This window comes from Pseudomonas syringae pv. tagetis (assembly GCF_022557255.1).
Taxonomy (GTDB): domain Bacteria; phylum Pseudomonadota; class Gammaproteobacteria; order Pseudomonadales; family Pseudomonadaceae; genus Aquipseudomonas; species Aquipseudomonas caricapapayae.
In genome coordinates this window covers 4,726,267-4,746,574 of the sequence record NZ_CP092923.1, presented here as the reverse complement: position 1 = coordinate 4,746,574, position 20,308 = coordinate 4,726,267, and the positions used below count along the sequence as shown (strand labels likewise).

Sequence of the window (20,308 nt, the reverse complement as noted above, 5' to 3'; positions counted from 1 at the left end):
AAGCTTTATCGCCTGTGCTGCACGCGCCTACAAAAAAGCCCGCCGCAGACAGTGTCTGCGGCGGGCTTTTCAGTGGTTGTGAATCCCTATCTTTTCAAGCCGTAATGCTCATCCAGCATTCCTGGAGTGTTGGGCGACTTGGGGGCGTAGTCCTTGGGTGTCTCGGTGTCACGCGGGGGAGTAAGGCGGTCGCGATGATCGCGATGTGCCTGATTGGCCTCCGGGTGCAGAGCCGCCAGCAGGCGTTGACGGGTCAACTCGTCGAGAGCCAGACGGTTGGCGCCCTCGGCAAGGTGTTCCTGAACATCCTGGTAGCTCTGTGAAAGCTTCTGTACCAGATTGGCCGTGCTGTTGAAGTGCGTGACTACCTCGTTCTGATAGGTGTCGAAACGCTCCTGAATGTCGTCCAGCTGGCGCTGGGTGCTGTTCGGAACGGTGTTGGGCAGCAGGCGTGCCACCAGAAAACCAATGACGACACCGGCCACCAGGGCGAGCGTCGGCAACAACCAGACTAAGAGCGAGTGTTCCACGAGTCCTTCCTCTATAAACGGCTTTGCTTTACGTTAACGGCTGGAACCTGCGCTGTATACCCGCGACGTATCGTTGATATGCAAGCCGCAGACAATCAGCTAGACGAGTCGACCCATTTCGAGGTCACGGAGTTCTGTTTTGCTCATGCGTGAAACCCCATTATTTATCGATGGCCCAGAAGGCCAGCTCGAAGCGCTGTATCAGGACGTACCCGACGCCCGAGGCGTTGCACTGATTTGCCATCCTAACCCGATACAGGGTGGAACGATGCTCAATAAAGTCGTCTCGACGCTGCAGCGTACCGCAAGAGACCAGCGTCTGATCACCTTGCGCTTCAATTATCGCGGTGTCGGTGCCAGTGCCGGTACGTCGGTTGCCGGGCCGGGCGAAATCGATGATGCTCAGGCTGCAGCCCGGTGGCTGCGGGCTCGGCACCCTGATTTGCCGATGACCCTGTTCGGTTTTTCCTTTGGCGGCTACGTCGCTGCGAATCTGGGGGGAAGGCTGGAGGCCGAGGGTGAAACGCTGACTCATTTGTTTCTGGTTGCTGCTGCGGCGTCGCGGCTCAAGGATCAGAGCGTACTGCCACACGCCTGCCCGCTGACAATCATTCAGCCCGAGAGCGACGAAGTGATTGATCCCGAAACGGTCTATGCATGGTCTGCAGCACTGCAACGTCCACATGAGCTACTGAAAGTGGCAGAATGCGGACACTTTTTTCATGGCAAGCTGACCGATCTGAAAGATCTGCTTCTGCCGCGACTTTCCAGCTGATTGCAGCCCGTATTGCACCCTATTGATAAGCGACCTGCCATGACCACTCGTATTCTGACCGGTATCACGACCACCGGTACTCCCCATCTGGGCAACTACGCGGGTGCCATTCGCCCGGCCATTGTTGCCAGCCGTCAGAGCGACTTCGATTCGTTCTATTTTCTGGCCGATTACCACGCGCTGATCAAATGCGATGACCCGCTGCGCATTCAGCGTTCGCGTCTGGAAATCGCCGCAACCTGGCTGGCAGCTGGCCTGGACGTTGAGCGTGTGACCTTCTATCGCCAGTCGGACATCCCCGAGATTCCGGAACTCACCTGGCTGCTCACCTGTGTAGCGGCCAAGGGCCTGCTCAATCGCGCCCACGCCTACAAGGCGTCGGTGGACAAGAACGTGGACAGCGGCGAAGACCCGGATGCGGGTATCACCATGGGCTTGTACAGCTATCCGGTGCTGATGGCCGCCGATATTCTGATGTTCAATGCTCATCAGGTTCCGGTAGGGCGCGACCAGATTCAGCACGTTGAAATGGCCCGCGATATCGGCCAGCGTTTCAACCACCTGTTCGGTCACGGCAAGGAATTCTTTGTCATGCCCGAGGCGCTGATCGAAGAGAGCGTTGCGACGCTGCCAGGCCTGGACGGTCGCAAGATGTCCAAAAGCTACGACAACACCATCCCGTTGTTCAGCAGTGCCAAGGAGATGAAAAACGCCATATCGCGCATTGTCACCGACTCGCGTGCGCCGGGTGAGGCGAAAGACCCGGACACCTCGCACCTGTTTACCCTGTATCAGGCTTTCTCGACGGCCGGGCAGTGCGCCGAATTCCGTTCCGACCTGTTGCAGGGCCTGGGATGGGGCGAAGCGAAAAATCGTTTGTTTACCTTGCTGGATGCCCAGTTGAGCGAACCCCGCGAAAAGTATCTGGGGCTGATCGAGCGTCCTGCCGATCTCGAAGACATCCTGCTCGCCGGTGCGCAGAAAGCCCGGCGTGTCGCCACACCATTCCTTGAGGAATTGCGCGAGGCGATGGGGCTGCGGTCGTTCCGTACCGTGGTGCAGAACGCCGATACCGGCAAGAAAAAGGCCAGCAAGGGCGCTCGTTTCGTCAGCTTCCGTGAAGACGACGGCAGCTTCCGTTTCCGTTTGCTGGCTGCCGATGGCGAACAGTTGCTGTTGTCGCGAAATTTTGCCGATGGCAAGGCTGCTGGCGTCGTCAGCAAGCAGTTGCAGCAGGGCGGTGAACTGGACCTGCGCAGTGAGGACGATCGCTTTACGCTGTGGCTGAACGGCGACTGTGTGGCGGACAGTCCGGTATTTGCCGACGCTGCCGCACGCGACAGCGCCATCGAGACTCTCAAGCTGGCGCTTGCTCCTCAACAGGACTGATTGCCAATCCCCGGGAGCGTCGCTACAGTGACGACCCGTTTTTGTTGCCTTGCTAACGAATTATGACGCCCCTAGAACGATATCAAGCTGATCTGAAACGCCCGGACTTCTTCCATGATGCCGCGCAGGAAAACGCTGTACGCCATTTGCAGCGTCTGTACGACGATCTGGTTGCCGCTCACGACAGCAAGCCCGGCCTGTTCGGCAAGCTGTTCGGCAAAAAGGAACCTGCTCTGGTCAAGGGGCTGTACTTCTGGGGGGGCGTGGGCCGCGGCAAGACGTATCTGGTTGACACGTTCTTTGACGCCTTGCCGTTTCAGGACAAGGTGCGCACTCACTTCCACCGCTTCATGAAGCGTGTGCACGAAGAGATGAAGACCCTCAAAGGCGAGAAAAACCCGCTGACGATTATTGCCAAGCGTTTTTCCGACGAGGCACGGGTCATCTGTTTTGACGAGTTCTTCGTTTCCGACATCACCGACGCCATGATTCTGGGGACGCTGATGGAAGAGCTGTTCAAGAATGGCGTGACGCTGGTTGCAACCTCCAACATCGTCCCGGACGGTTTATACAAGGACGGTTTGCAGCGGGCGCGTTTCCTGCCGGCTATCGCGTTGATCAAACAGAATACCGATATCGTCAATGTCGACAGCGGCGTCGATTACCGCCTGCGTCACCTTGAGCAGGCCGAGCTGTTTCACTTCCCGCTCAACGAAGTCGCACAGGAAAGCCTGCGTAAAAGCTTCAAGGCCCTGACTCCGGATTGCGCTGAGACCATCGAAAACGATGTGTTGATGATCGAAAACCGTGAGATCCGTGCCCTGCGTACCTGTGATGACGTGGCCTGGTTCGATTTTCGCGAGTTGTGCGACGGGCCTCGCAGTCAGAACGATTACATCGAGCTGGGCAAGATCTTCCACGCGGTGCTGATCAGCGGCGTCGAGCAGATGGACGTTTCTACCGACGACATCGCCCGGCGCTTTATCAATATGGTCGACGAGTTCTATGACCGTAACGTCAAGCTGATCATCTCGGCCGAGGTTGAATTGAAGGACCTGTACACCGGGGGGCGGTTGATGTTCGAGTTCCAGCGCACCTTGAGCCGCCTGCTCGAAATGCAATCCCACGAATTCCTTTCGCGGGCGCATAAGCCTTAGTAGCCGCTTCAAGTTTCAAGTCAGAAGCTTGAAACTTGTCCCAGGCTTGCGGCTTGAGCTCAGAGCCTCTCCTTGTGGTTTTCGAACTGCTGTCGATACTGGTTGGGCGACAGCTCGGTGTGCTGGCGAAACAGGCGGGCGAAAAAGCTGGCATCGTCATAGCCCACCTCATAGCTGATGGTCTTGATGCTCTTGCGAGACCCTGACAGCAACCCCTTCGCCGTTTCAATCCGCAGCCGTTGCAGGTAATGCAGCGGCTTGTCGCCCGTGGCCGCCTGAAAGCGGCGCATGAAGTTGCGAATGCTCATGCCGTGTTCGCGGGCGACATCTTCAAAGCGAAACTTGTCGGCAAAATGCTCTTCCAGCCAGTGCTGGATCTGCAGAATTATCACGTCCTGATGCAGCTTTTGACCGCCAAAACCGATTCGCCCTGGTGAGTAGGTGCGGCGCACCTCGTAGAGAATGTCACGGGCCACCGCCTGGGCGACGTTGGCACCGCAGAAGCGCTCGATCAGGTAGATGTAGAGATCGCAGGCTGAGGTCGTGCCACCTGCGCAGTACACGTTATCGGCGTCGGTCAGGTGCTTTTCCTGATTGAGCAGCACCTTGGGGTAGCGTTCGGCAAACGCGCCGAAAAAGCGCCAGTAGGTAGTCGCTTCCTTGCCGTCCAGCAAGCCGGCCTCGGCGAGCCAGTAGACGCCGGTGGCTTCTGCGCAAAGCACGGCACCCTTGGCGTGTTGCTCGCGCAGCCAGGGCAGAATCTGTGGGTAACGTTGGCACAGGGTTTCAAAGTCATCCCAGAATGCCGGGATGACGATGATATCGCTCTGGCACAGTGCGCCGTCGACCGGCAGCGTGACATCGCTGAAGCTGCTGACAGAGAGGCCGTCCGGGCTGACCAGGCGGGTTTCGAAAGCGGGCACCAGGCCCTGGCCCAATTGTTTGCTGTAGCGAAGGCTGGCCAGGTGAAAGAAGTCCTTGGCCTGCATGACCGTCGAGGCAAACATCTTGTCAGTGGTGAGGATGCTTACGCGGCGCAGCGGAGTGGCGTGTTGGATCGGCATAATCGTTATTCTTATATGGGTAAATGGTCAAGCAACGGCTGGATCGTCTTATTTTTTATCGGGCCTGTCCAGCCTCCTCATGTCAGGATCCCTGCGAGAGGTGCGCATGATGGCCTTATGCTAAAGGCGCAAATATCCGCCAATCCACACCTCGCAGGCAATAAACAGAATGTGAACAAAAAATCCGGTTGAGGTTATTTTTACAGTCTGTATAATCCGCCAGCTCTTTGCAGTGGAAGTGATGCGCCGTCTGCCGAAGAATCTTGCCGTATAACGGACGCGCTGACCCGAGCCCCCGATAGCGTCTGTTTCCGGCTGCCTTTGACTTGTCAAAGTACGCACTATTCAGTAAGATCCGCCGTCTAATTTTCAGGGCGGCCCCTGAGGCTATAAAGAATGAAAACTTTTACTGCTAAACCGGAAACAGTTAAGCGCGACTGGTTCGTCGTCGACGCTGCTGGTCAGACCCTGGGTCGTCTGGCCACCGAAATCGCGAGCCGTCTGCGTGGCAAGCACAAGCCGGAATACACTCCGCACGTTGATACCGGCGACTATATCGTCGTGATCAATGCCGAGCAGATCCGCGTTACTGGTGCCAAAACCACCGACAAGATCTACTACTCACACTCCGGTTTTCCGGGCGGGATCAAGTCGATCAACTTCGAAAAGCTGATCGCCAAAGCTCCTGAGCGCGTGATCGAGACCGCGGTCAAAGGCATGCTGCCTAAGAACCCGCTGGGTCGCGACATGTATCGTAAGCTGAAAGTCTATGCGGGCGCTGTACACCCTCATACTGCTCAGCAGCCCCAAGAACTGAAGTTTTAACGGAATAGTTCATTATGTCGGCGACTCAAAATTACGGCACTGGCCGTCGCAAGACCGCAACCGCTCGCGTTTTCCTGCGTCCGGGTACTGGTAACATCTCGATCAACAACCGCTCCCTGGACAATTTCTTCGGTCGCGAAACTGCCCGCATGGTAGTTCGTCAGCCGCTGGAACTGACCGAGACAGTTGAAAAGTTCGACATCTACGTCACCGTTATCGGTGGCGGTGTAAGTGGTCAGGCTGGCGCAATTCGCCACGGTATCACTCGCGCTTTGATGCAGTACGACGAGACTCTGCGCGGTGCGCTGCGTAAAGCAGGCTTCGTGACTCGCGATGCTCGTGAAGTTGAACGTAAGAAAGTCGGTCTGCGTAAAGCGCGTAAGCGTCCGCAGTACTCGAAGCGTTAATTCGCTCTTCGTTCAAAGAAAGAACGTCCACCCCCTCGCGGGGCTGGGCGTTTTTTTATGGGCGTGATTTTTGCGGTTCTGGTGTTTTGAGCGTGGGCGTGCCGCGTCGATAGAGCGAGATTTATAGACCTGTCGACGAAGATTGCGGAATTTACGTCGTGTAAATGAGCTATCTTGTGGCCCGCGACGAACAACTGTGCTGTTGCGTTCATTATCGGATGCGCTCTGAGGGCGTGTTCGTTTGTCTGTCCGATAAATTTTAACAAGCGAGGAGGATCACCATGGGCGTGACCAACCGGTTGGCCTGTTACTCCGACCCCGCCGACCACTATTCTCATCGCGTACGCATTGTGCTCGCCGAGAAGGGTGTCAGCGCCGAAATTATTGAAGTCGTGGCGGGTCGTCATCCGCCGCAGCTGATTGAAGTAAATCCGTATGGCAGCTTGCCGACCCTCGTCGATCGTGATCTGGCGTTGTACGAGTCGACGGTGGTCATGGAATATCTGGATGAGCGTTATCCGCATCCACCCTTGCTGCCTGTCTATCCGGTGGCTCGCGCCAACAGTCGGCTGCTGATCCATCGCATCCAGCGAGACTGGTGTGGGCTTGTGGACCTGATCCTCGACACGCGCAGCAAAGAGCCTGCTCGCGTCCAGGCACGCAAGGAGCTTCGTGAGAGCCTGGCCGGGGTTTCCCCGTTGTTCGCGGAAAAAGCTTTTTTCATGAGTGACGAGCTAAGTCTCGTCGATTGCTGTCTACTCCCCATACTCTGGCGTTTGCCAATTTTGGGTATTGAATTGCCGCGGCCTGCCAAGCCGTTGCTTGATTACATGGAGCGCCAATTTGCGCGTGAGGCTTTTCAGGCGAGTCTGTCTGCTGCCGAACGTGAAATGCGCTAAGGCTTAAGGAGCCGTTAATGAACTCCAGTCGCCCTTATCTTGTTCGCGCTCTCTATGAGTGGATCGTCGATAACGATTGCACCCCGCATGTGCTGGTCAATGCGGATTACCCCTCGGTGCAGGTCCCGCAAGGGTTTGCCAACGACGGGCAGATTGTCTTGAATGTCTCGCCAAGTGCAGTGCGTCATCTGCACATGGATAACGAGGCGGTGAGCTTCGAAGGCCGCTTCGGTGGTGTGCCGCACACGCTTTATGTGCCTGTCGCTGCCATTCTGGGTATTTATGCCCGTGAGAACGGTCAGGGCATGGTTTTCGATCTGGAGCCCTCCATGGAGGAGGGCGAGGAAATCGAGATCGAGATCGAAGACGATACACCTCCGCCAGACAGCGAACCGCCACGCCCGAGCGGTCGGCCGAGTCTGAAGGTCGTCAAGTAAAAGACAGGCATAAAAAAGGCGATCTTCGGATCGCCTTTTTTATTGTCTGTCGGTTGCCCGTCAGTCGATGTACTCGAAGAGTTTGACGATCTTCTGCACGCCTGAGACGCCCTGTACCAGGTTGGTGGCGCGATTGGCTTCGTCATGGGTTACCAGGCCCAGCAGGAAGACGATGCCGTTCTCGGTCACCACCTTGATGCGCGAGCCAGGGATGGATGCGTCAGCGATCATCTGGCTTTTGATCTTGGTGGTCAGCCATGCGTCGTTGTTGCGGGCCAGCAGTGAGGAGGGTGCCATCACCTGCAGTTCGTTGTTGACCTTCTTGACGCGCTGAACGGCGCTGGCGGCTTGTTCAGCCATGGCCTTGAGGTCGGCGCGCGGTGTCTGGCCAGCCAGCAGCACGATGCCGTTGAAGCTGGTCACGACGATGTGCGAGCCCTCTGCGAGGTCAGGGTTGGCTTTGGAGATGTTGACGGCTGCCTTGGTCTCGATCAGCGAGTCGTCGATCTTGCTGCCGAAGGTGCGCGTGCCGCGATCGTCTTCGATCGGTTTTTCGCGAGTGGCCGTGATCACCGAGCTGCATCCGGTGATGCTGAGGCACAGTGTCAGAACCAGTAGGCTAAGACGATTAGGGGTCATTCTTCACTCCCGAACAGTTGGCTGTCGATCAAATCGCAAAGGCAATGGATCGCCAGCAGATGGACTTCTTGTATGCGTGCCGTGACATTGGCGGGTACGCGGATCTCCACATCCTCGGGCAATAGCAGTGAGGCCATGCCGCCACCGTCGCGTCCCGTTAATGCTACGACAATCATTTCGCGATCATGTGCGGCCTGGATGGCTTGAATAATATTCGCCGAGTTGCCACTGGTGGAAATGGCCAGCAAAACATCGCCTGGTTGACCCAGTGCGCGGATCTGCTTGGAGAAGATTTCGTTGTAGCTGTAATCGTTGGCGATCGAGGTAATCGTCGAGCTGTCGGTTGTCAGTGCAATGGCCGGCAGGCTCGGCCGCTCGCGTTCGAAGCGGTTGAGCAATTCCGAGGAAAAGTGTTGTGCATCGCCAGCAGACCCGCCGTTGCCGCACGCGAGCATCTTGCCCTCGTTGAGCAGGGCATTGACCATGACCTGACTGGCTTGCTCGATAAAGGGTGCAAGGACTTCCATCGCCTGTTGCTTGGTTTCGATGCTGGCCTGGAACAGCCGGCGAATTCGGGATTGCATGTCCATCAATGTGACCTTAATTAGAGCGTACGGCGGCGGGCGGATGCGCCGGGTTTTCCCGGGAGCTATCCGGCACAAACGGGTGTGCAGCCGGCAAAACAAATAGCGAAATCGGTGAGGGCTGTAGTGTATTGCAGGTCATGGCTCAAGTGGGGCTGCTGCTTCACTGAGCCAGGTCAGCTGTCAAAAGCGCTCTTGATCCAGTTCAGCGGTGCAGCCTTGCCGGGTTCGCCTTCAATGGCGATTACGTCGAAGCGACAGGGGTGACTGGCCCAGCCTGTTACTTGTTGCAGAAAAAGCTGTGCGGCGGTGACGAGTTTTTCCTGCTTGCGAAAATCGACGCTTTCCATGGCTCCGCCCCAGCCGGAATGACGCCGGTAGCGAACTTCGACGAATACTACTGTATCGCCGTCAAGCATGACTAGATCAAGCTCGCCGCGTTTGCATAACCAGTTTTGCTCGATAAGGCTCAGCCCCTGCTGTTGCAAAAACTGCAGGGCGAAGGCTTCGGCCTCGCGCCCTGCTTGCTGGCGGGTGCTGCGTTGCGTCAAGGTGCGGTGTCCGGTAGGCGCTGGATCTTGCCATCGACGAATTCGGCCCACGGAAGTTGGCGTTCGACGCGGCGGCCCGGGTTCAGGCTCAGGCTGCCGGACAGCCCGTCAATGCGGCTATCCGGCATTGCCTTGAGCTGGGCCAGGCGTGGGGCCAGGCGGTAGGCGTCGATACCCATTGCGTACAGGCGACCCAGGCTGCCTGCGGCCTGGGGCCATTGCGCGGTGACTTGCTGGCGCAGCGGGTCTTCGGCATTCAGCAGCCAGGGGGTTTCGCAGAAGCGTACGCCGTTGAGGTCCATGTACTGTGCATGATCGTTGCTGTTGGTGAACAGATGCGAAGTGGCGTAGACCGGAACGTCGCCTGCGTACTGGAAGACCATGGTCGGCTTGATCTGCTGCGCTTGCTGAGGCGTTGCGGCAAGGAACATGAAGTCGATGTCTTGGCGACGGCTGGGCTGAGCGGCTACCTGAGTGCCGGCAGTGCTTTGCAGTCGCTGAGCGCGTCCCTCGCTGTTGCGCAACTGGAACAGATCTGCGACCTGCTGTGCCAATTCGACAGGTTGGTCAACGTGTTCGGCGGCAATCAGCGTGCCGCCCTTGGCCTGCCAGCTCTTGCGGAAGGCATCCAGCACCCGGTCGCCCCATTCGCCTTTCGGCACCATCGCAACGGCGCTGCGCTTGCCGTCTGCCCAGGCGCGACGTGCAACTTCGCGGGCTTCGTCTTCTGCGGCCAGGCCGAACTGATACAGCTGAGCAGGACCTTCGTTGCTGGTGTCGCTGTAGTTCAGTGCCAGGGTGGTAATTGGCAATTGCTGACGGCTGTTCAACTGCTTGACGAGATTTTTTTCCAGCGGGCCGACGACCAGTTGTACGCCGGCGGCCTGAGCCTGGCGGTAGAACTCGTCCATCGAGGTGACGCGCGAGCTGTCGAAAACCTGGATGGCGGGTGGATTCTGTCCTGCTTGTTGCGCCTGAAAGTGCGCAGCCATGAAGCCTTCACGCAGCGCTTTGGCAACAGCGGCCAGTTGACCGTCCTGTGGCAGCAGCAGAGCAATTTTGGTAATCGGCTCGCTAGTGAGGGCGCGTAATTGCGCAAGGGCGGTAGGCAATTGCAATGCGGCAGGGTGTTTCGGGTTCTGGGCTTTCCAGCTGTCGATGGCGGCCTGTTGTTGCTCGAGCGTGCCAGCGCCCTTGATCGAGCGAGCGAGGTTCAGCCAACCGCCCATATCGTCGGTGGCGGTGCTTTGCAGTTGCTCGGCAGGGAGGGCGGATACCAGGGTCCAGATCGCATCATTGTTGGCGCTGGCTTCTGCGCCTTGCAGCAGGGGGCTGGCAAATACCCGCTCGTTGGCCGCTGCCAGAGCCTGACCATCAGCCTCCAGTGCGCGTGCCTTGACCATGTGAGTGCGAACCTGCTGCTCGACCGACAGTTCGCCCAGGCGCTGCATGCTTGGATGGTTCAGTGCTGTCAGTGCTGCCTTGGGCTGGTTACGGCCCATCGCCAGTTCTGCTGACAGTGTGCTGGCAAAAACCTGCAGGCCAGGTTTGAGCTGGTCGATCTGCACTTGTCCGAGGATCTGTGCAGCGCGTCCTGCGTCGTTCTGGCGGCTCGCCAGGTCGGCAGCGCTCAGGCGCAGCGTTGCGGCCTGCTCGGGTGTCTTGGCGCTGGCGGCCTGATCAAGCAACTGCTCGATACTGGCGTCAGGGGTTCGAGGCAGCTCGCCAAGACTGGACGAGGGCGAGCTGGCACACGCTGCGAGAAGGGCAGCGAGGCAGAGGGCAGAGAGCAGCCGCAGACAAGCGATCATTGGTATGTTCCTGAAACTCGAGCGAATTAGCGGGGAATTGTACCCAAGCGCTGGCCGGGGTGCGATGTCGAAGGTGTTTAAAGCCATGATATTGGTGGCGTTAGGGTCATCCTATGGCCGAATCGTTCAATTCGAGAGGGGTATCGTGCTTCATGCTCAGGCTTGATCATGTTTATATTCCTTTTTATCTGCATCCCTGATGCGCGAACCGCTCGGCCGGGCTTCAGCCTGTACACTATGTCCTTCCAGGTACCCGCCTTAACCTATGAGGTCTGCGTTTTGACTGTTCCGGTTGTTTCGAATTCCACTCCAGGCTCGCTTTATGTAGTGGCGACTCCTATCGGCAATCTGGACGACATGAGCGTGCGAGCATTGAAGGTGTTGCGTGAAGTCGCGCTGATTGCGGCTGAAGACACTCGCCATTCGGCGCGTCTTATGCAGCATTTCGGGATTTCAACTCCGCTGGCTGCCTGCCACGAGCATAACGAACGTGATGAGGGTAGTCGTTTCATTACGCGTCTGCTGGCTGGCGACGATGTTGCGCTGATTTCCGATGCAGGCACGCCGTTGATTTCCGATCCCGGTTATCACCTGGTACGTCAGGCGCGTGCCGCCGGTGTACCGGTGGTCCCGGTGCCTGGCGCCTGTGCCTTGATTGCTGCTCTTTCGGCGGCCGGGCTGCCTTCGGACCGGTTTATTTTCGAGGGCTTCCTCCCGGCCAAAACTGCAGGTCGCAAGGCAAAACTCGAGCGGGTCAGGGAAGAGCCACGCACGCTTATCTTCTATGAGGCGCCGCACCGGATTCTCGAGTGTCTTCAAGATATGGAGCTGGTCTTCGGTGCTGACCGTCAGGCCTTGCTGGCACGTGAAATAACCAAAACTTTCGAAACGCTCAAAGGTCTGCCATTGGGTGAGCTGCGGGCGTTCGTCGAGGCCGACAGTAATCAGCGGCGTGGCGAGTGCGTTGTGCTGGTAGCGGGCTGGACGCCGCCCGAGGGCGAGGATGTCATCGGTGAAGAGGCGCGCCGCATACTTGATCTACTGCTCGCGGAGATGCCGCTCAAGCGCGCTGCAGCCTTGGCAGCCGAGATAACCGGCGTGCGCAAGAACCTCCTTTATCAGGTGGCGCTGGAAAAGCAGAAGGAATGATGAATGGCTTTTGAAGAGGGCAAATAAAGGGGGCAAGCGCATCGCACATGCTATTAAAGCTTGTTCTTGGTGGCATGTGCCGCTAACCTTGTCGGCGGAGAGTCGATTGGACAGTCGCTGCCTCTTGTTGTTCCGCAACAGGGGGGGGAGGAAAGTCCGGGCTCCATAGGGCGGAGTGCCAGGTAACGCCTGGGAGGCGTGAGCCTACGGAAAGTGCCACAGAAAATAACCGCCTAAGCACTTCGGTGCCGGTAAGGGTGAAAAGGTGCGGTAAGAGCGCACCGCACGTCTGGTAACAGTTCGTGGCAAGGTAAACCCCACTCGGAGCAAGACCAAATAGGGTTCCTAGGCGTGGCCCGCGCTGGAACCGGGTAGGTTGCTAAAGACGTCCAGTGATGGCCGTCGTAGAGGAATGACTGTTCTCGACAGAACCCGGCTTACAGATCGACTCTCCACCTTTTTTCACCCTTCGTTTCAAGCAGCAAATCCCTCCCGTAATACCAAAAAAATCTTATAGCTCATAAATCACATTAACTTCTGATCGCAACGGTTTGAGTTGTGTGGGATTTATCTGTCAGAGCCTTCGTAAAATTACCCTTTTATACCCGATACCTCTCCTAAATCTCCGAAATGTAAGGGTTTTCCTTAAGACCGTGCCTTGACGGTGTGGTGGGCGCGTTCCTATAGTGTGCACAAGTGGCAGAAAGTGGCACGAAGTGGGTTTTTTCAGCGCAAAAAGCTAATATTTGGAGAATGCGCCTGTGTTCCGTGGTGCCAACGCGATCAATCTCGATGCCAAGGGCCGTCTCGCTATGCCGAGCCGGTACCGTGACGAGTTGGATTCGCGTAGTGCCGGGCAACTTATCGTGACTATTGATGCCGTTGATCCCTGCCTTTGCCTTTATCCGCTTTCCGAATGGGAGCTGATAGAGGCAAAACTTCGTGATCTGGCGACGTTTCGTGAAGAGAACCGTCGCCTGCAAAGGCTTCTGATTGGTAATGCCGTCGATCTGGAACTCGATGGCAGCGGGCGTTTTCTGGTGCCGCCACGCCTGCGCGAGTATGCCAGGCTGGATAAGCGCGTAATGCTGGTGGGCCAACTCAACAAGTTTCAACTGTGGGACGAGGACGCCTGGAATGCTCTTGCTGATGCTGACCTGGCTGCCATTCAAAAACCTGGCGCGATGCCCGACGAATTACGTGATTTGATCCTGTGACTATGAATAGCGGCTTTACCCACATCACCGTGCTGCTTGAAGAAGCCGTGGAGGCTCTCGCGGTGCGCGCCGATGGCTGCTATCTGGACGGCACGTTCGGACGTGGCGGGCATAGTCGTCTTATATTGAGCCAGCTTGGCCCCGATGGCCGGCTTCTGGGATTCGACAAGGACCCTCAAGCGATTGCCACCGGGCAAGCGCTAGCGGCCGAAGACGGCCGCTTTGTCATTGTGCAGCGCAGCTTTGCCGAGCTGGGCTCGGAGGCGCAAGAGCGCGGTCTGGCTGGAAAGGTAAGCGGTATTCTGCTGGACCTGGGTGTGTCGTCCCCGCAACTGGATGATCCCGAGCGCGGTTTCAGCTTCATGAACGACGGTCCACTGGACATGCGCATGGACCCTACTCGTGGCGTAAGCGCTGCCGAGTTCATTGCCTCCGCGCCCGCCGAAGAAATTGCCCGTGTATTCAAGGAATACGGCGAAGAGCGATTTGCCAAGCGCATGGCCAACGCCGTCGTCGCGCGCCGTGACGTGCAGCCTTTCGAGCGTACAGCCGACCTGGCGGAAGTCCTCAAGGTTGCCAACCCTGCCTGGGAAAAGGGCAAGAATCCTGCAACGCGTGCCTTTCAAGGGCTGCGTATTCACGTGAACAACGAGCTGGGTGATCTGGAAACCGGCCTTGAAGCTGCGCTTGATGCGTTGGAGGTCGGTGGTCGTCTTGTCGTCATCAGTTTTCATTCGCTGGAAGACCGCATCGTCAAGTTGTTCATGCGCAAGCTCGCCAAGGGCGAAGCCGACAACATGCCGCGTAACTTGCCGATCCAGTTCAAGCCATTCGAGCCAAAAATCAAGATCCACGGCAAGGCCCGGTTCGCTTCGGATGTCGAAACCAAAGCCAATCCGCGCTCGCGCAGTGCTGTCATGCGTGTAGCGGAGAAGCTCAGGTGAGCCGTCTGTTCCTGAAGCCTCTCCCGGGCGGCAGCTTCATTATGCTGCTGCTGTTTATTGCCGTCCTGATTTCGGCGATTGGCGTTTCCTATAGCGCTCATTGGAACCGTCAGTTGCTCAATTCGCTGTATTCGGAAATGAGCGTGCGCGACAAGGCGCAGGCCGAGTGGGGGCGTCTGATCCTCGAGCAGAGCACCTGGACGGCGCACAGCCGTATCGAAAATCTGGCCACCGAACAGCTGAAGATGCGCATCCCCAGCGCTGCCGAAGTGCGGATGGTGGCGCCATGATGAAACTTGAAGGCGCTCTGTATCCGTGGCGTTTTCGCGTGGTCGTGGGGCTGCTGGTGTCCCTCGTGCTCGCCATTTGCTGGCGCATCGTCGACCTGCAGGTCATCGACCATACCTTTCTAAAAGAGCAGGGCGATGCGCGCAGCCTTCGGCACATCCCTATTCCGGCGCACCGTGGCCTGATCACCGACCGCAACGGCGAACCGCTGGCAGTCAGTACTCCGGTAACAACGCTGTGGGCCAACCCGCGTGAAATGCAGCAGGACAAATCCAAGTGGCCGATGCTTGCCGCAGCTCTGGGTCAGGACCTCAAGGCATTGACCGAGCGACTGGACTCGCAGGCGACCAAGGAATTCATCTATCTGGTCCGAGGCCTGACGCCAGAGCAGGGTCAGTCGGTCATCGATCTGAAAGTGCCCGGTGTCTACGGCATCGAGGAATTTCGCCGCTTTTATCCGGCAGGCGATGTCACTGCGCACATGGTCGGCTTTACCGACCTTGATGACCACGGTCGTGAAGGCGTCGAGCTGGCTTATGATGACTGGCTCGCTGGCGTGCCCGGCAAGCGTCAGGTCATCAAGGACCGGCGTGGCCGACTGATCAAGGATGTTCAGGTAACCAAAAATGCCAAGGCCGGAAAGACCTTGGCTTTGTCCATTGATCTGCGCCTGCAATATCTGGCGACCCGTGAACTGCGCAACGCCATCGTGGAAAACGAAGCCAAGGCAGGCAGCATGGTGATCATGGACGTGAAGACCGGGGAGGTTCTGGCGATGGTCAACCAGCCGACCTACAACCCGAACAACCGCCGCACCATGGTCCCTGCAGCCATGCGCAACCGGGCGATCATCGACGTGTTCGAACCGGGTTCGACCATGAAGCCGATCTCCATGACCGCTGCGCTGGACAGTGGCCGCTGGAAGCCGACCGACAAGGTCGAGGTGTATCCGGGCACCTTGCAGATCGGCAAATACACCATTCGTGACGTGACCAAGACCGAAGGTCCGATCCTCGATCTGACCGGCATCCTGATCAACTCCAGTAACGTTGGCATGAGCAAGGTCGCGTTTGATGTGGGCGGTGAAGCCATCTTCCGTGCCATGCAGCGCGTTGGCTTCGGTCAATACACCGGCCTCGGCTTCCCCGGCGAGCGCGTTGGCAACCTGCCCAATTACCGTGAATGGCGCAAGGCGGAAACCGCCACGCTGTCATACGGCTACGGTCTGTCGGTCACTGCTTTGCAATTGGTGCACGCTTATGGCGCGCTGGCCAACAACGGTCGTATTGTGCCGTTGACCATTCTTAAAACGGATAAAGAGCCGGATTCGACCCAGGCCATTCCCGAAAAAACTGCAAAGACCCTGCAGGGCATGTTGCAGCAGGTCATCGAAGACCCGCGCGGGGTATATCGCGCCCGTGTGCCTTCCTATCACGTCGGCGGCAAGAGTGGTACGGCGCGCAAGACGTCTATTGGCACCAAGGGCTATGCGGAGAACTCCTATCGCTCACTGTTCGCCGGTTTCGGACCGATGAGTAACCCGCGCTATGCCATCGTCGTGGTCATCGACGAGCCGAGCAAGGGCGGTTACTACGGCGGTCTGGTTTCGGCACCGGTATTCAGCAAGGTCATGTCCGGCACGTTGCGTCTGATGAACGTGACGCCTGACAACCTTGCGCCACCGGAACAAGTCAATGCAGCACCGGTAGCCAAAGGAGGGCGTGGTTGATGGCCTTTAATCTGAGCAAGATCTTCGCTCACACCGACCGCGATCCATTGATTCGCGAGTTGACCCTGGACAGCCGCAATGTTCGCCCAGGCGATCTTTTTCTGGCCGTACCGGGCATCAAGGTCGACGGCCGCGCACATATCGCCGATGCGCTCAAGCGTGGCGCAGCGGCTGTGGCGTATGAGGTGGAGGGCTCGACCGTTCTGCCGATCACCGACGTGCCGTTGATACCGGTCAAAGGCCTCGCAGCGCAGTTGTCCGCCATCGCCGGTCGTTTCTATGGCGACCCGAGCCGAAGCCTGAATCTGGTCGGTGTCACCGGCACCAACGGCAAGACCAGTGTGACCCAGTTGGTTGCCCAGGCGCTTGACGCCTTGGGTCAGCGTTGCGGCATCGTCGGCACCCTGGGCACCGGCTTCTACGGCGCGCTGCAAAGCGGGCGTCATACCACGCCTGATCCGATTGCCGTGCAGGCGACGCTGACCGATCTGAAAAAGGCCGGTGCACGCGCAGTGGCGATGGAAGTCTCGTCCCACGGTCTCGATCAGGGACGTGCTGCGGCGTTGGCCTTTGATGTGGCGGTGCTGACCAACCTGTCCCGCGATCATCTGGATTATCACGGCACCATGGAGGCATACGCTGCCGCCAAGGCAAAGCTGTTCGCATGGTCCGATCTCAAGTGCCGGGTGATCAACCTGGATGACGATTTCGGTCGTGAACTGGCCGCCGTCAAACAAGAGTCGCGCCTGATCACCTACAGCCAGCTGGACAGCTCGGCCTACCTGTATTGCCGCGATGCGAAGTTCGATGACGATGGCGTGCGTGCCAGGCTGGTCACGCCTCAGGGCGAGCACTTTCTGCGCAGCAGCCTGTTGGGTCGTTTCAACTTGAGCAATGTGCTGGCCGCGGTCGGCGCACTGCTGGGCCTGGACTACGCGCTGGACGAAATTCTCAAGGCGCTGCCGAAACTCGAAGGCCCGGTCGGACGCATGCAGCGCTTGGGCGGTGCCGACAAACCGCTTGTAGTCGTCGATTACGCGCATACCCCGGATGCTTTGGAAAAAGTCCTTCAAGCACTGCGTCCGCACGCGAAGGGGCGCTTGTTGTGCCTGTTCGGCTGCGGTGGCGATCGTGATCGCGGCAAGCGCCCGCTGATGGCTGAAGTGGTCGAACGTCTGGCCGACGGTGTGTGGGTCACCGACGACAACCCGCGCTCCGAATCGCCGGCCGGCATTTTTGACGACATCCGCCCTGGATTTGTTGCTGCCGACAAGGTGCGCTTCATTGAAGGTCGCGGGCAGGCTATTGCCGAGCTGATTGCCAGCGCCAGTGCCGATGATGTCGTGGTCCTGGCCGGCAAAGGACACGAGGACTATCAGGAAATCAATGGCCAGCGTCAGCCATTTTCCGATCTGCAGGAAGCTGCCAGGGCGCTTGCCACATGGGGGCCTGCGAATGCTTAAGCCAATGACATTCAGCGAACTGGTTGTACCACTTGATGCGAACATGGTCGGTGGCGATTGCAGTTTTGCAGGTGTGAGCACCGATAGCCGCGGCATTGAGCCGGGCCAGCTGTTCGTAGCCCTGACTGGTCCTCGCTTTGACGGTCACGCGTATCTCGATCAAGTGGCTGCCAAAGGCGCGGTCGGAGCTTTGGTCGAGCGCGAAGTGCAGGGCGCTGTCTTGCCACAACTGGTCGTGCTGGACACCCGCAAAGCCCTTGCGCAACTGGGCGCGATGAATCGCAATGCCTTTGTCGACAGGCCAGTGGCCGCCGTCACCGGTTCGAGCGGCAAGACCACGGTCAAGGAAATGCTCGCCAGCATCCTGCGCACGCGCGGTCCGGTGCTGGCTACCCGTGGCAACCTGAACAACGAACTGGGCGTTCCGCTGACTCTGCTGGAACTGGCCCCTCAATATTCCTCTGCCGTCATCGAACTGGGTGCGTCGCGAGTTGGCGAGATTGCCTACACCGTGAGCCTCACCAAGCCGCATGTCGCCATGATCACCAATGCCGGAACCGCCCATGTCGGTGAGTTTGGCGGTCCGGACAAAATTGTCGAAGCCAAAGGCGAAATTCTGGAAGGCCTTGATGCCAGCGGCACGGCAGTGCTGAACCTGGAGGACAAGGCGTTCCCGATCTGGCGCAAGCGCGCCGGTAATCGCAACGTTCTGACCTTTGCACTGAGCGATCCGGCTGCGGACCTGTACGCCAGCGAAATCAGTCGTGATGCGCGAGGCTGTCCAGGTTTCACCATCAATAGTCCGTTGGGTACGGCACAGGTCCAGTTGAACCTTCTGGGCGCGCACAACGTGACCAACGCACTGGCGGCTGCGGCTGCCGGATGTGCATTGGGTGTCACGCTGGAAGGCATCGTCACGGGCCTGAACAACGTGCAACCGGTCAAAGGACGCGCTGTTGTGCAAATCGCCAGCGACGGGACGCGCGTCATCGATGATACCTACAACGCCAATCCTGCCTCGATCAACGCGGCCGTCGACATCCTCACCGGTTTTACGGGTCGTACCGTGCTGGTGCTGGGCGATATCGGCGAGCTGGGTGAATGGGCCGAGCAAGGTCATCGCGACGTGGGTGCCTACGCCGCTGGCAAGGTCTCGGCGCTGTATGCCGTCGGTCCGTTGATGACTCATGCCGTCAGCGCCTTTGGCGAGCATGCGTACCACTTTGCCAGTCAGGCGGAGCTGATCGCGGCGCTGGGCGCCGAGCAGGATCCCGATACCACTTTACTGATCAAGGGCTCGCGTAGCGCTGCCATGGAAAACGTCGTGGCTGCCTTGTGCGGTTCTAGCTTGGAGAAACATTGATGCTGCTGCTGTTGGCCGAGTTTTTACAACAGTTCTACAAAGGCTTCGCGGTCTTTCAGTACCTGTCATTGCGCGGGATTCTCGGCGTGCTCACTGCGCTGACATTGTCGTTGTGCCTGGGGCCGTGGATGATCCGTACCCTGCAGATGCGTCAGATCGGCCAGTCGGTGCGCAATGACGGTCCGCAGTCGCATTTGTCCAAATCGGGTACGCCGACCATGGGCGGCGCGCTGATCCTGTCGTCCATTGGTATCAGCACATTGCTGTGGGCTGACCTGAGCAACCGCTATGTCTGGGTGGTGTTGCTCGTGACACTGCTGTTCGGGGCCATCGGCTGGGTCGATGACTACCGCAAGGTGATCGAAAAGAATTCGCGTGGCCTGCCCAGTCGCTGGAAGTATTTCTGGCAGTCGGTGTTCGGCCTCTGTGCAGCAATCTTTCTTTACACAACTGCGCCGTCTGCCACCGAAACCACACTGATCGTGCCAATGCTCAAGGATGTGCGCATCCCGTTAGGTATCGGTTTTGTCGTCCTGACCTATTTCGTGATCGTCGGCTCCAGCAATGCAGTCAATCTGACTGACGGTCTGGACGGTCTGGCGATCATGCCGACGGTGATGGTGGGCGGTGCGCTGGGCATCTTCTGTTACCTGTCGGGCAACGTAAAGTTTGCCGAATACCTGCTGATTCCCTATGTGCCAGGGGCGGGTGAGCTGATTGTGTTCTCAGGCGCGCTGATCGGCGCAGGGCTCGGGTTTCTCTGGTTCAACACGTATCCAGCGCAGGTCTTCATGGGCGACGTGGGAGCACTGGCGCTGGGTGCAGCACTGGGCACCATGGCGGTAATCGTGCGTCAGGAAATCGTCCTGTTCATCATGGGCGGCGTGTTCGTGATGGAAACCCTTTCAGTGGTTATTCAGGTTGCGTCTTTCAAACTCACCGGTCGTCGCGTATTCCGCATGGCACCGATCCATCACCACTTTGAACTCAAAGGCTGGCCCGAGCCGCGCGTGATTGTCCGTTTCTGGATCATCACCGTGATTCTGGTGCTCATCGGCCTTGCCACACTGAAACTGAGGTAGAACGA

Annotated in this window: 21 protein-coding genes and 1 other RNA gene; 16 read left to right on the top strand and 6 right to left on the bottom strand. The window is 58.2% G+C overall.

Annotated features, from left to right (window positions below; translation table 11 throughout):
* Positions 1-86: 86 nt before the first annotated feature.
* Positions 87-530, bottom strand: coding sequence for a Z-ring associated ZapG family protein (locus tag MME58_RS21085; RefSeq protein WP_054986676.1), 444 nt, complete (start codon positions 528-530; stop codon positions 87-89).
* A gap of 145 nt (positions 531-675) precedes the next feature.
* Between MME58_RS21085 and MME58_RS21080 the strand changes: the two genes are divergently transcribed.
* The 3 genes from MME58_RS21080 (at position 676) to zapE (ending at position 3,851) form a co-directional block, all read left to right on the top strand.
* Positions 676-1,305 (top strand): alpha/beta hydrolase, encoded by a 630-nt coding sequence (locus MME58_RS21080; protein ID WP_054986675.1) that lies wholly within the window; start codon positions 676-678, stop codon positions 1,303-1,305.
* Between the two features lie 39 nt (positions 1,306-1,344).
* Positions 1,345-2,694, top strand: a complete 1,350-nt coding sequence (locus MME58_RS21075; RefSeq protein ID WP_055006902.1) for a tryptophan--tRNA ligase — start codon at positions 1,345-1,347, stop codon at positions 2,692-2,694.
* 62 nt (positions 2,695-2,756) lie between these two features.
* Positions 2,757-3,851: a cell division protein ZapE gene (gene zapE, locus MME58_RS21070; RefSeq protein WP_054986673.1), complete on the top strand. Its 1,095-nt coding sequence runs from the start codon at positions 2,757-2,759 to the stop codon at positions 3,849-3,851.
* A gap of 59 nt (positions 3,852-3,910) precedes the next feature.
* Here the strand turns inward: zapE and MME58_RS21065 are convergent, their stop codons facing one another.
* Positions 3,911-4,816 (bottom strand): GlxA family transcriptional regulator, encoded by a 906-nt coding sequence (locus MME58_RS21065; RefSeq protein ID WP_162491474.1) that lies wholly within the window; start codon positions 4,814-4,816, stop codon positions 3,911-3,913.
* Between the two features lie 495 nt (positions 4,817-5,311).
* Here MME58_RS21065 and rplM point away from each other — a divergent pair, with 495 nt between their 5' ends.
* The 4 genes from rplM to MME58_RS21045 all read left to right on the top strand — a co-directional run bounded on the left by rplM (position 5,312) and on the right by MME58_RS21045 (position 7,483).
* Positions 5,312-5,740: a 50S ribosomal protein L13 gene (gene rplM, locus MME58_RS21060; RefSeq protein ID WP_002555065.1), complete on the top strand. Its 429-nt coding sequence runs from the start codon at positions 5,312-5,314 to the stop codon at positions 5,738-5,740.
* A 14-nt stretch (positions 5,741-5,754) separates the two neighbouring features.
* Positions 5,755-6,147 (top strand): 30S ribosomal protein S9, encoded by a 393-nt coding sequence (rpsI, locus tag MME58_RS21055; protein ID WP_002555064.1) that lies wholly within the window; start codon positions 5,755-5,757, stop codon positions 6,145-6,147.
* Positions 6,148-6,428: 281 nt separating this feature from the next.
* Positions 6,429-7,046 (top strand): glutathione S-transferase N-terminal domain-containing protein, encoded by a 618-nt coding sequence (locus MME58_RS21050; RefSeq protein WP_054986671.1) that lies wholly within the window; start codon positions 6,429-6,431, stop codon positions 7,044-7,046.
* A gap of 17 nt (positions 7,047-7,063) precedes the next feature.
* A complete protein-coding gene (locus MME58_RS21045) occupies positions 7,064-7,483 on the top strand; it encodes a ClpXP protease specificity-enhancing factor (protein WP_003313571.1) in 420 nt (139 codons plus the stop codon).
* A gap of 60 nt (positions 7,484-7,543) precedes the next feature.
* Here MME58_RS21045 and MME58_RS21040 read toward each other — a convergent pair whose 3' ends face one another.
* From MME58_RS21040 to MME58_RS21025, 4 genes are all read right to left on the bottom strand, one after another.
* Positions 7,544-8,122: a BON domain-containing protein gene (locus MME58_RS21040; protein WP_055006903.1), complete on the bottom strand. Its 579-nt coding sequence runs from the start codon at positions 8,120-8,122 to the stop codon at positions 7,544-7,546.
* On the bottom strand, positions 8,119-8,712 hold the full coding sequence (locus MME58_RS21035; RefSeq protein WP_003418801.1) for a phosphoheptose isomerase: 594 nt from the start codon (positions 8,710-8,712) through the stop codon (positions 8,119-8,121). Before MME58_RS21035 ends, MME58_RS21040 begins: the two co-directional genes overlap by 4 nt.
* Before the next feature lie 170 nt (positions 8,713-8,882).
* Positions 8,883-9,257: a YraN family protein gene (locus MME58_RS21030; RefSeq protein ID WP_054986670.1), complete on the bottom strand. Its 375-nt coding sequence runs from the start codon at positions 9,255-9,257 to the stop codon at positions 8,883-8,885.
* Complete coding sequence (locus MME58_RS21025) at positions 9,254-11,068, bottom strand: penicillin-binding protein activator (RefSeq protein WP_055006904.1); 1,815 nt, start codon at positions 11,066-11,068, stop codon at positions 9,254-9,256. Before MME58_RS21025 ends, MME58_RS21030 begins: the two co-directional genes overlap by 4 nt.
* A gap of 279 nt (positions 11,069-11,347) precedes the next feature.
* Between MME58_RS21025 and rsmI the strand changes: the two genes are divergently transcribed.
* The 9 genes from rsmI to mraY all read left to right on the top strand — a co-directional run bounded on the left by rsmI (position 11,348) and on the right by mraY (position 20,303).
* Positions 11,348-12,217, top strand: coding sequence for a 16S rRNA (cytidine(1402)-2'-O)-methyltransferase (rsmI, locus tag MME58_RS21020; RefSeq protein WP_055006937.1), 870 nt, complete (start codon positions 11,348-11,350; stop codon positions 12,215-12,217).
* Positions 12,218-12,315: 98 nt separating this feature from the next.
* An RNA gene (gene rnpB, locus MME58_RS21015) (RNase P RNA component class A) lies at positions 12,316-12,673 on the top strand.
* A 305-nt stretch (positions 12,674-12,978) separates the two neighbouring features.
* Positions 12,979-13,434, top strand: coding sequence for a division/cell wall cluster transcriptional repressor MraZ (gene mraZ, locus MME58_RS21010; RefSeq protein ID WP_002555055.1), 456 nt, complete (start codon positions 12,979-12,981; stop codon positions 13,432-13,434).
* Positions 13,435-13,436: 2 nt separating this feature from the next.
* Positions 13,437-14,378 carry a 16S rRNA (cytosine(1402)-N(4))-methyltransferase RsmH gene (gene rsmH / locus MME58_RS21005; protein WP_082427601.1) on the top strand — a complete coding sequence of 314 codons (942 nt, stop codon included), beginning with the start codon at positions 13,437-13,439 and terminating at the stop codon, positions 14,376-14,378.
* On the top strand, positions 14,375-14,668 hold the full coding sequence (gene ftsL, locus MME58_RS21000; protein WP_002555053.1) for a cell division protein FtsL: 294 nt from the start codon (positions 14,375-14,377) through the stop codon (positions 14,666-14,668). Before rsmH ends, ftsL begins: the two co-directional genes overlap by 4 nt.
* A complete protein-coding gene (locus tag MME58_RS20995; RefSeq protein ID WP_162491475.1) occupies positions 14,668-16,395 on the top strand; it encodes a peptidoglycan D,D-transpeptidase FtsI family protein in 1,728 nt (575 codons plus the stop codon). Before ftsL ends, MME58_RS20995 begins: the two co-directional genes overlap by 1 nt.
* The gene (locus MME58_RS20990; protein WP_055006905.1) at positions 16,395-17,858 is read left to right on the top strand and encodes a UDP-N-acetylmuramoyl-L-alanyl-D-glutamate--2,6-diaminopimelate ligase; all 1,464 of its coding nucleotides are present in this window, start codon (positions 16,395-16,397) and stop codon (positions 17,856-17,858) included. The genes MME58_RS20995 and MME58_RS20990 overlap by 1 nt, the downstream gene beginning before the upstream one ends.
* Positions 17,851-19,221 (top strand): UDP-N-acetylmuramoyl-tripeptide--D-alanyl-D-alanine ligase, encoded by a 1,371-nt coding sequence (locus MME58_RS20985; RefSeq protein WP_055006906.1) that lies wholly within the window; start codon positions 17,851-17,853, stop codon positions 19,219-19,221. Before MME58_RS20990 ends, MME58_RS20985 begins: the two co-directional genes overlap by 8 nt.
* Positions 19,221-20,303, top strand: a complete 1,083-nt coding sequence (gene mraY, locus MME58_RS20980; protein WP_024687132.1) for a phospho-N-acetylmuramoyl-pentapeptide-transferase — start codon at positions 19,221-19,223, stop codon at positions 20,301-20,303. Before MME58_RS20985 ends, mraY begins: the two co-directional genes overlap by 1 nt.
* The last annotated feature ends 5 nt before the right edge of the window (positions 20,304-20,308 follow it).

Excerpts from the sequence above, each read along its gene's own strand:
- MME58_RS21035 (WP_003418801.1), bottom strand. The coding sequence starts at position 8,712 with ATGGACATGCAATCCCGAATTCGCCGGCTGTTCCAGGCCAGCATCGAA.
- rsmH (WP_082427601.1), top strand. The coding sequence starts at position 13,437 with ATGAATAGCGGCTTTACCCACATCACCGTGCTGCTTGAAGAAGCCGTG.
- MME58_RS21040 (WP_055006903.1), bottom strand. The coding sequence starts at position 8,122 with ATGACCCCTAATCGTCTTAGCCTACTGGTTCTGACACTGTGCCTCAGC.
- mraY (WP_024687132.1), top strand. The coding sequence starts at position 19,221 with ATGCTGCTGCTGTTGGCCGAGTTTTTACAACAGTTCTACAAAGGCTTC.
- MME58_RS21045 (WP_003313571.1), top strand. The coding sequence starts at position 7,064 with ATGAACTCCAGTCGCCCTTATCTTGTTCGCGCTCTCTATGAGTGGATC.
- zapE (WP_054986673.1), top strand. The coding sequence starts at position 2,757 with ATGACGCCCCTAGAACGATATCAAGCTGATCTGAAACGCCCGGACTTC.
- MME58_RS21050 (WP_054986671.1), top strand. The coding sequence starts at position 6,429 with ATGGGCGTGACCAACCGGTTGGCCTGTTACTCCGACCCCGCCGACCAC.
- MME58_RS21075 (WP_055006902.1), top strand. The coding sequence starts at position 1,345 with ATGACCACTCGTATTCTGACCGGTATCACGACCACCGGTACTCCCCAT.
- MME58_RS20985 (WP_055006906.1), top strand. The coding sequence starts at position 17,851 with ATGCTTAAGCCAATGACATTCAGCGAACTGGTTGTACCACTTGATGCG.
- rplM (WP_002555065.1), top strand. The coding sequence starts at position 5,312 with ATGAAAACTTTTACTGCTAAACCGGAAACAGTTAAGCGCGACTGGTTC.
- MME58_RS20995 (WP_162491475.1), top strand. The coding sequence starts at position 14,668 with ATGAAACTTGAAGGCGCTCTGTATCCGTGGCGTTTTCGCGTGGTCGTG.
- MME58_RS20990 (WP_055006905.1), top strand. The coding sequence starts at position 16,395 with ATGGCCTTTAATCTGAGCAAGATCTTCGCTCACACCGACCGCGATCCA.
- MME58_RS21080 (WP_054986675.1), top strand. The coding sequence starts at position 676 with ATGCGTGAAACCCCATTATTTATCGATGGCCCAGAAGGCCAGCTCGAA.
- rpsI (WP_002555064.1), top strand. The coding sequence starts at position 5,755 with ATGTCGGCGACTCAAAATTACGGCACTGGCCGTCGCAAGACCGCAACC.
- MME58_RS21025 (WP_055006904.1), bottom strand. The coding sequence starts at position 11,068 with ATGATCGCTTGTCTGCGGCTGCTCTCTGCCCTCTGCCTCGCTGCCCTT.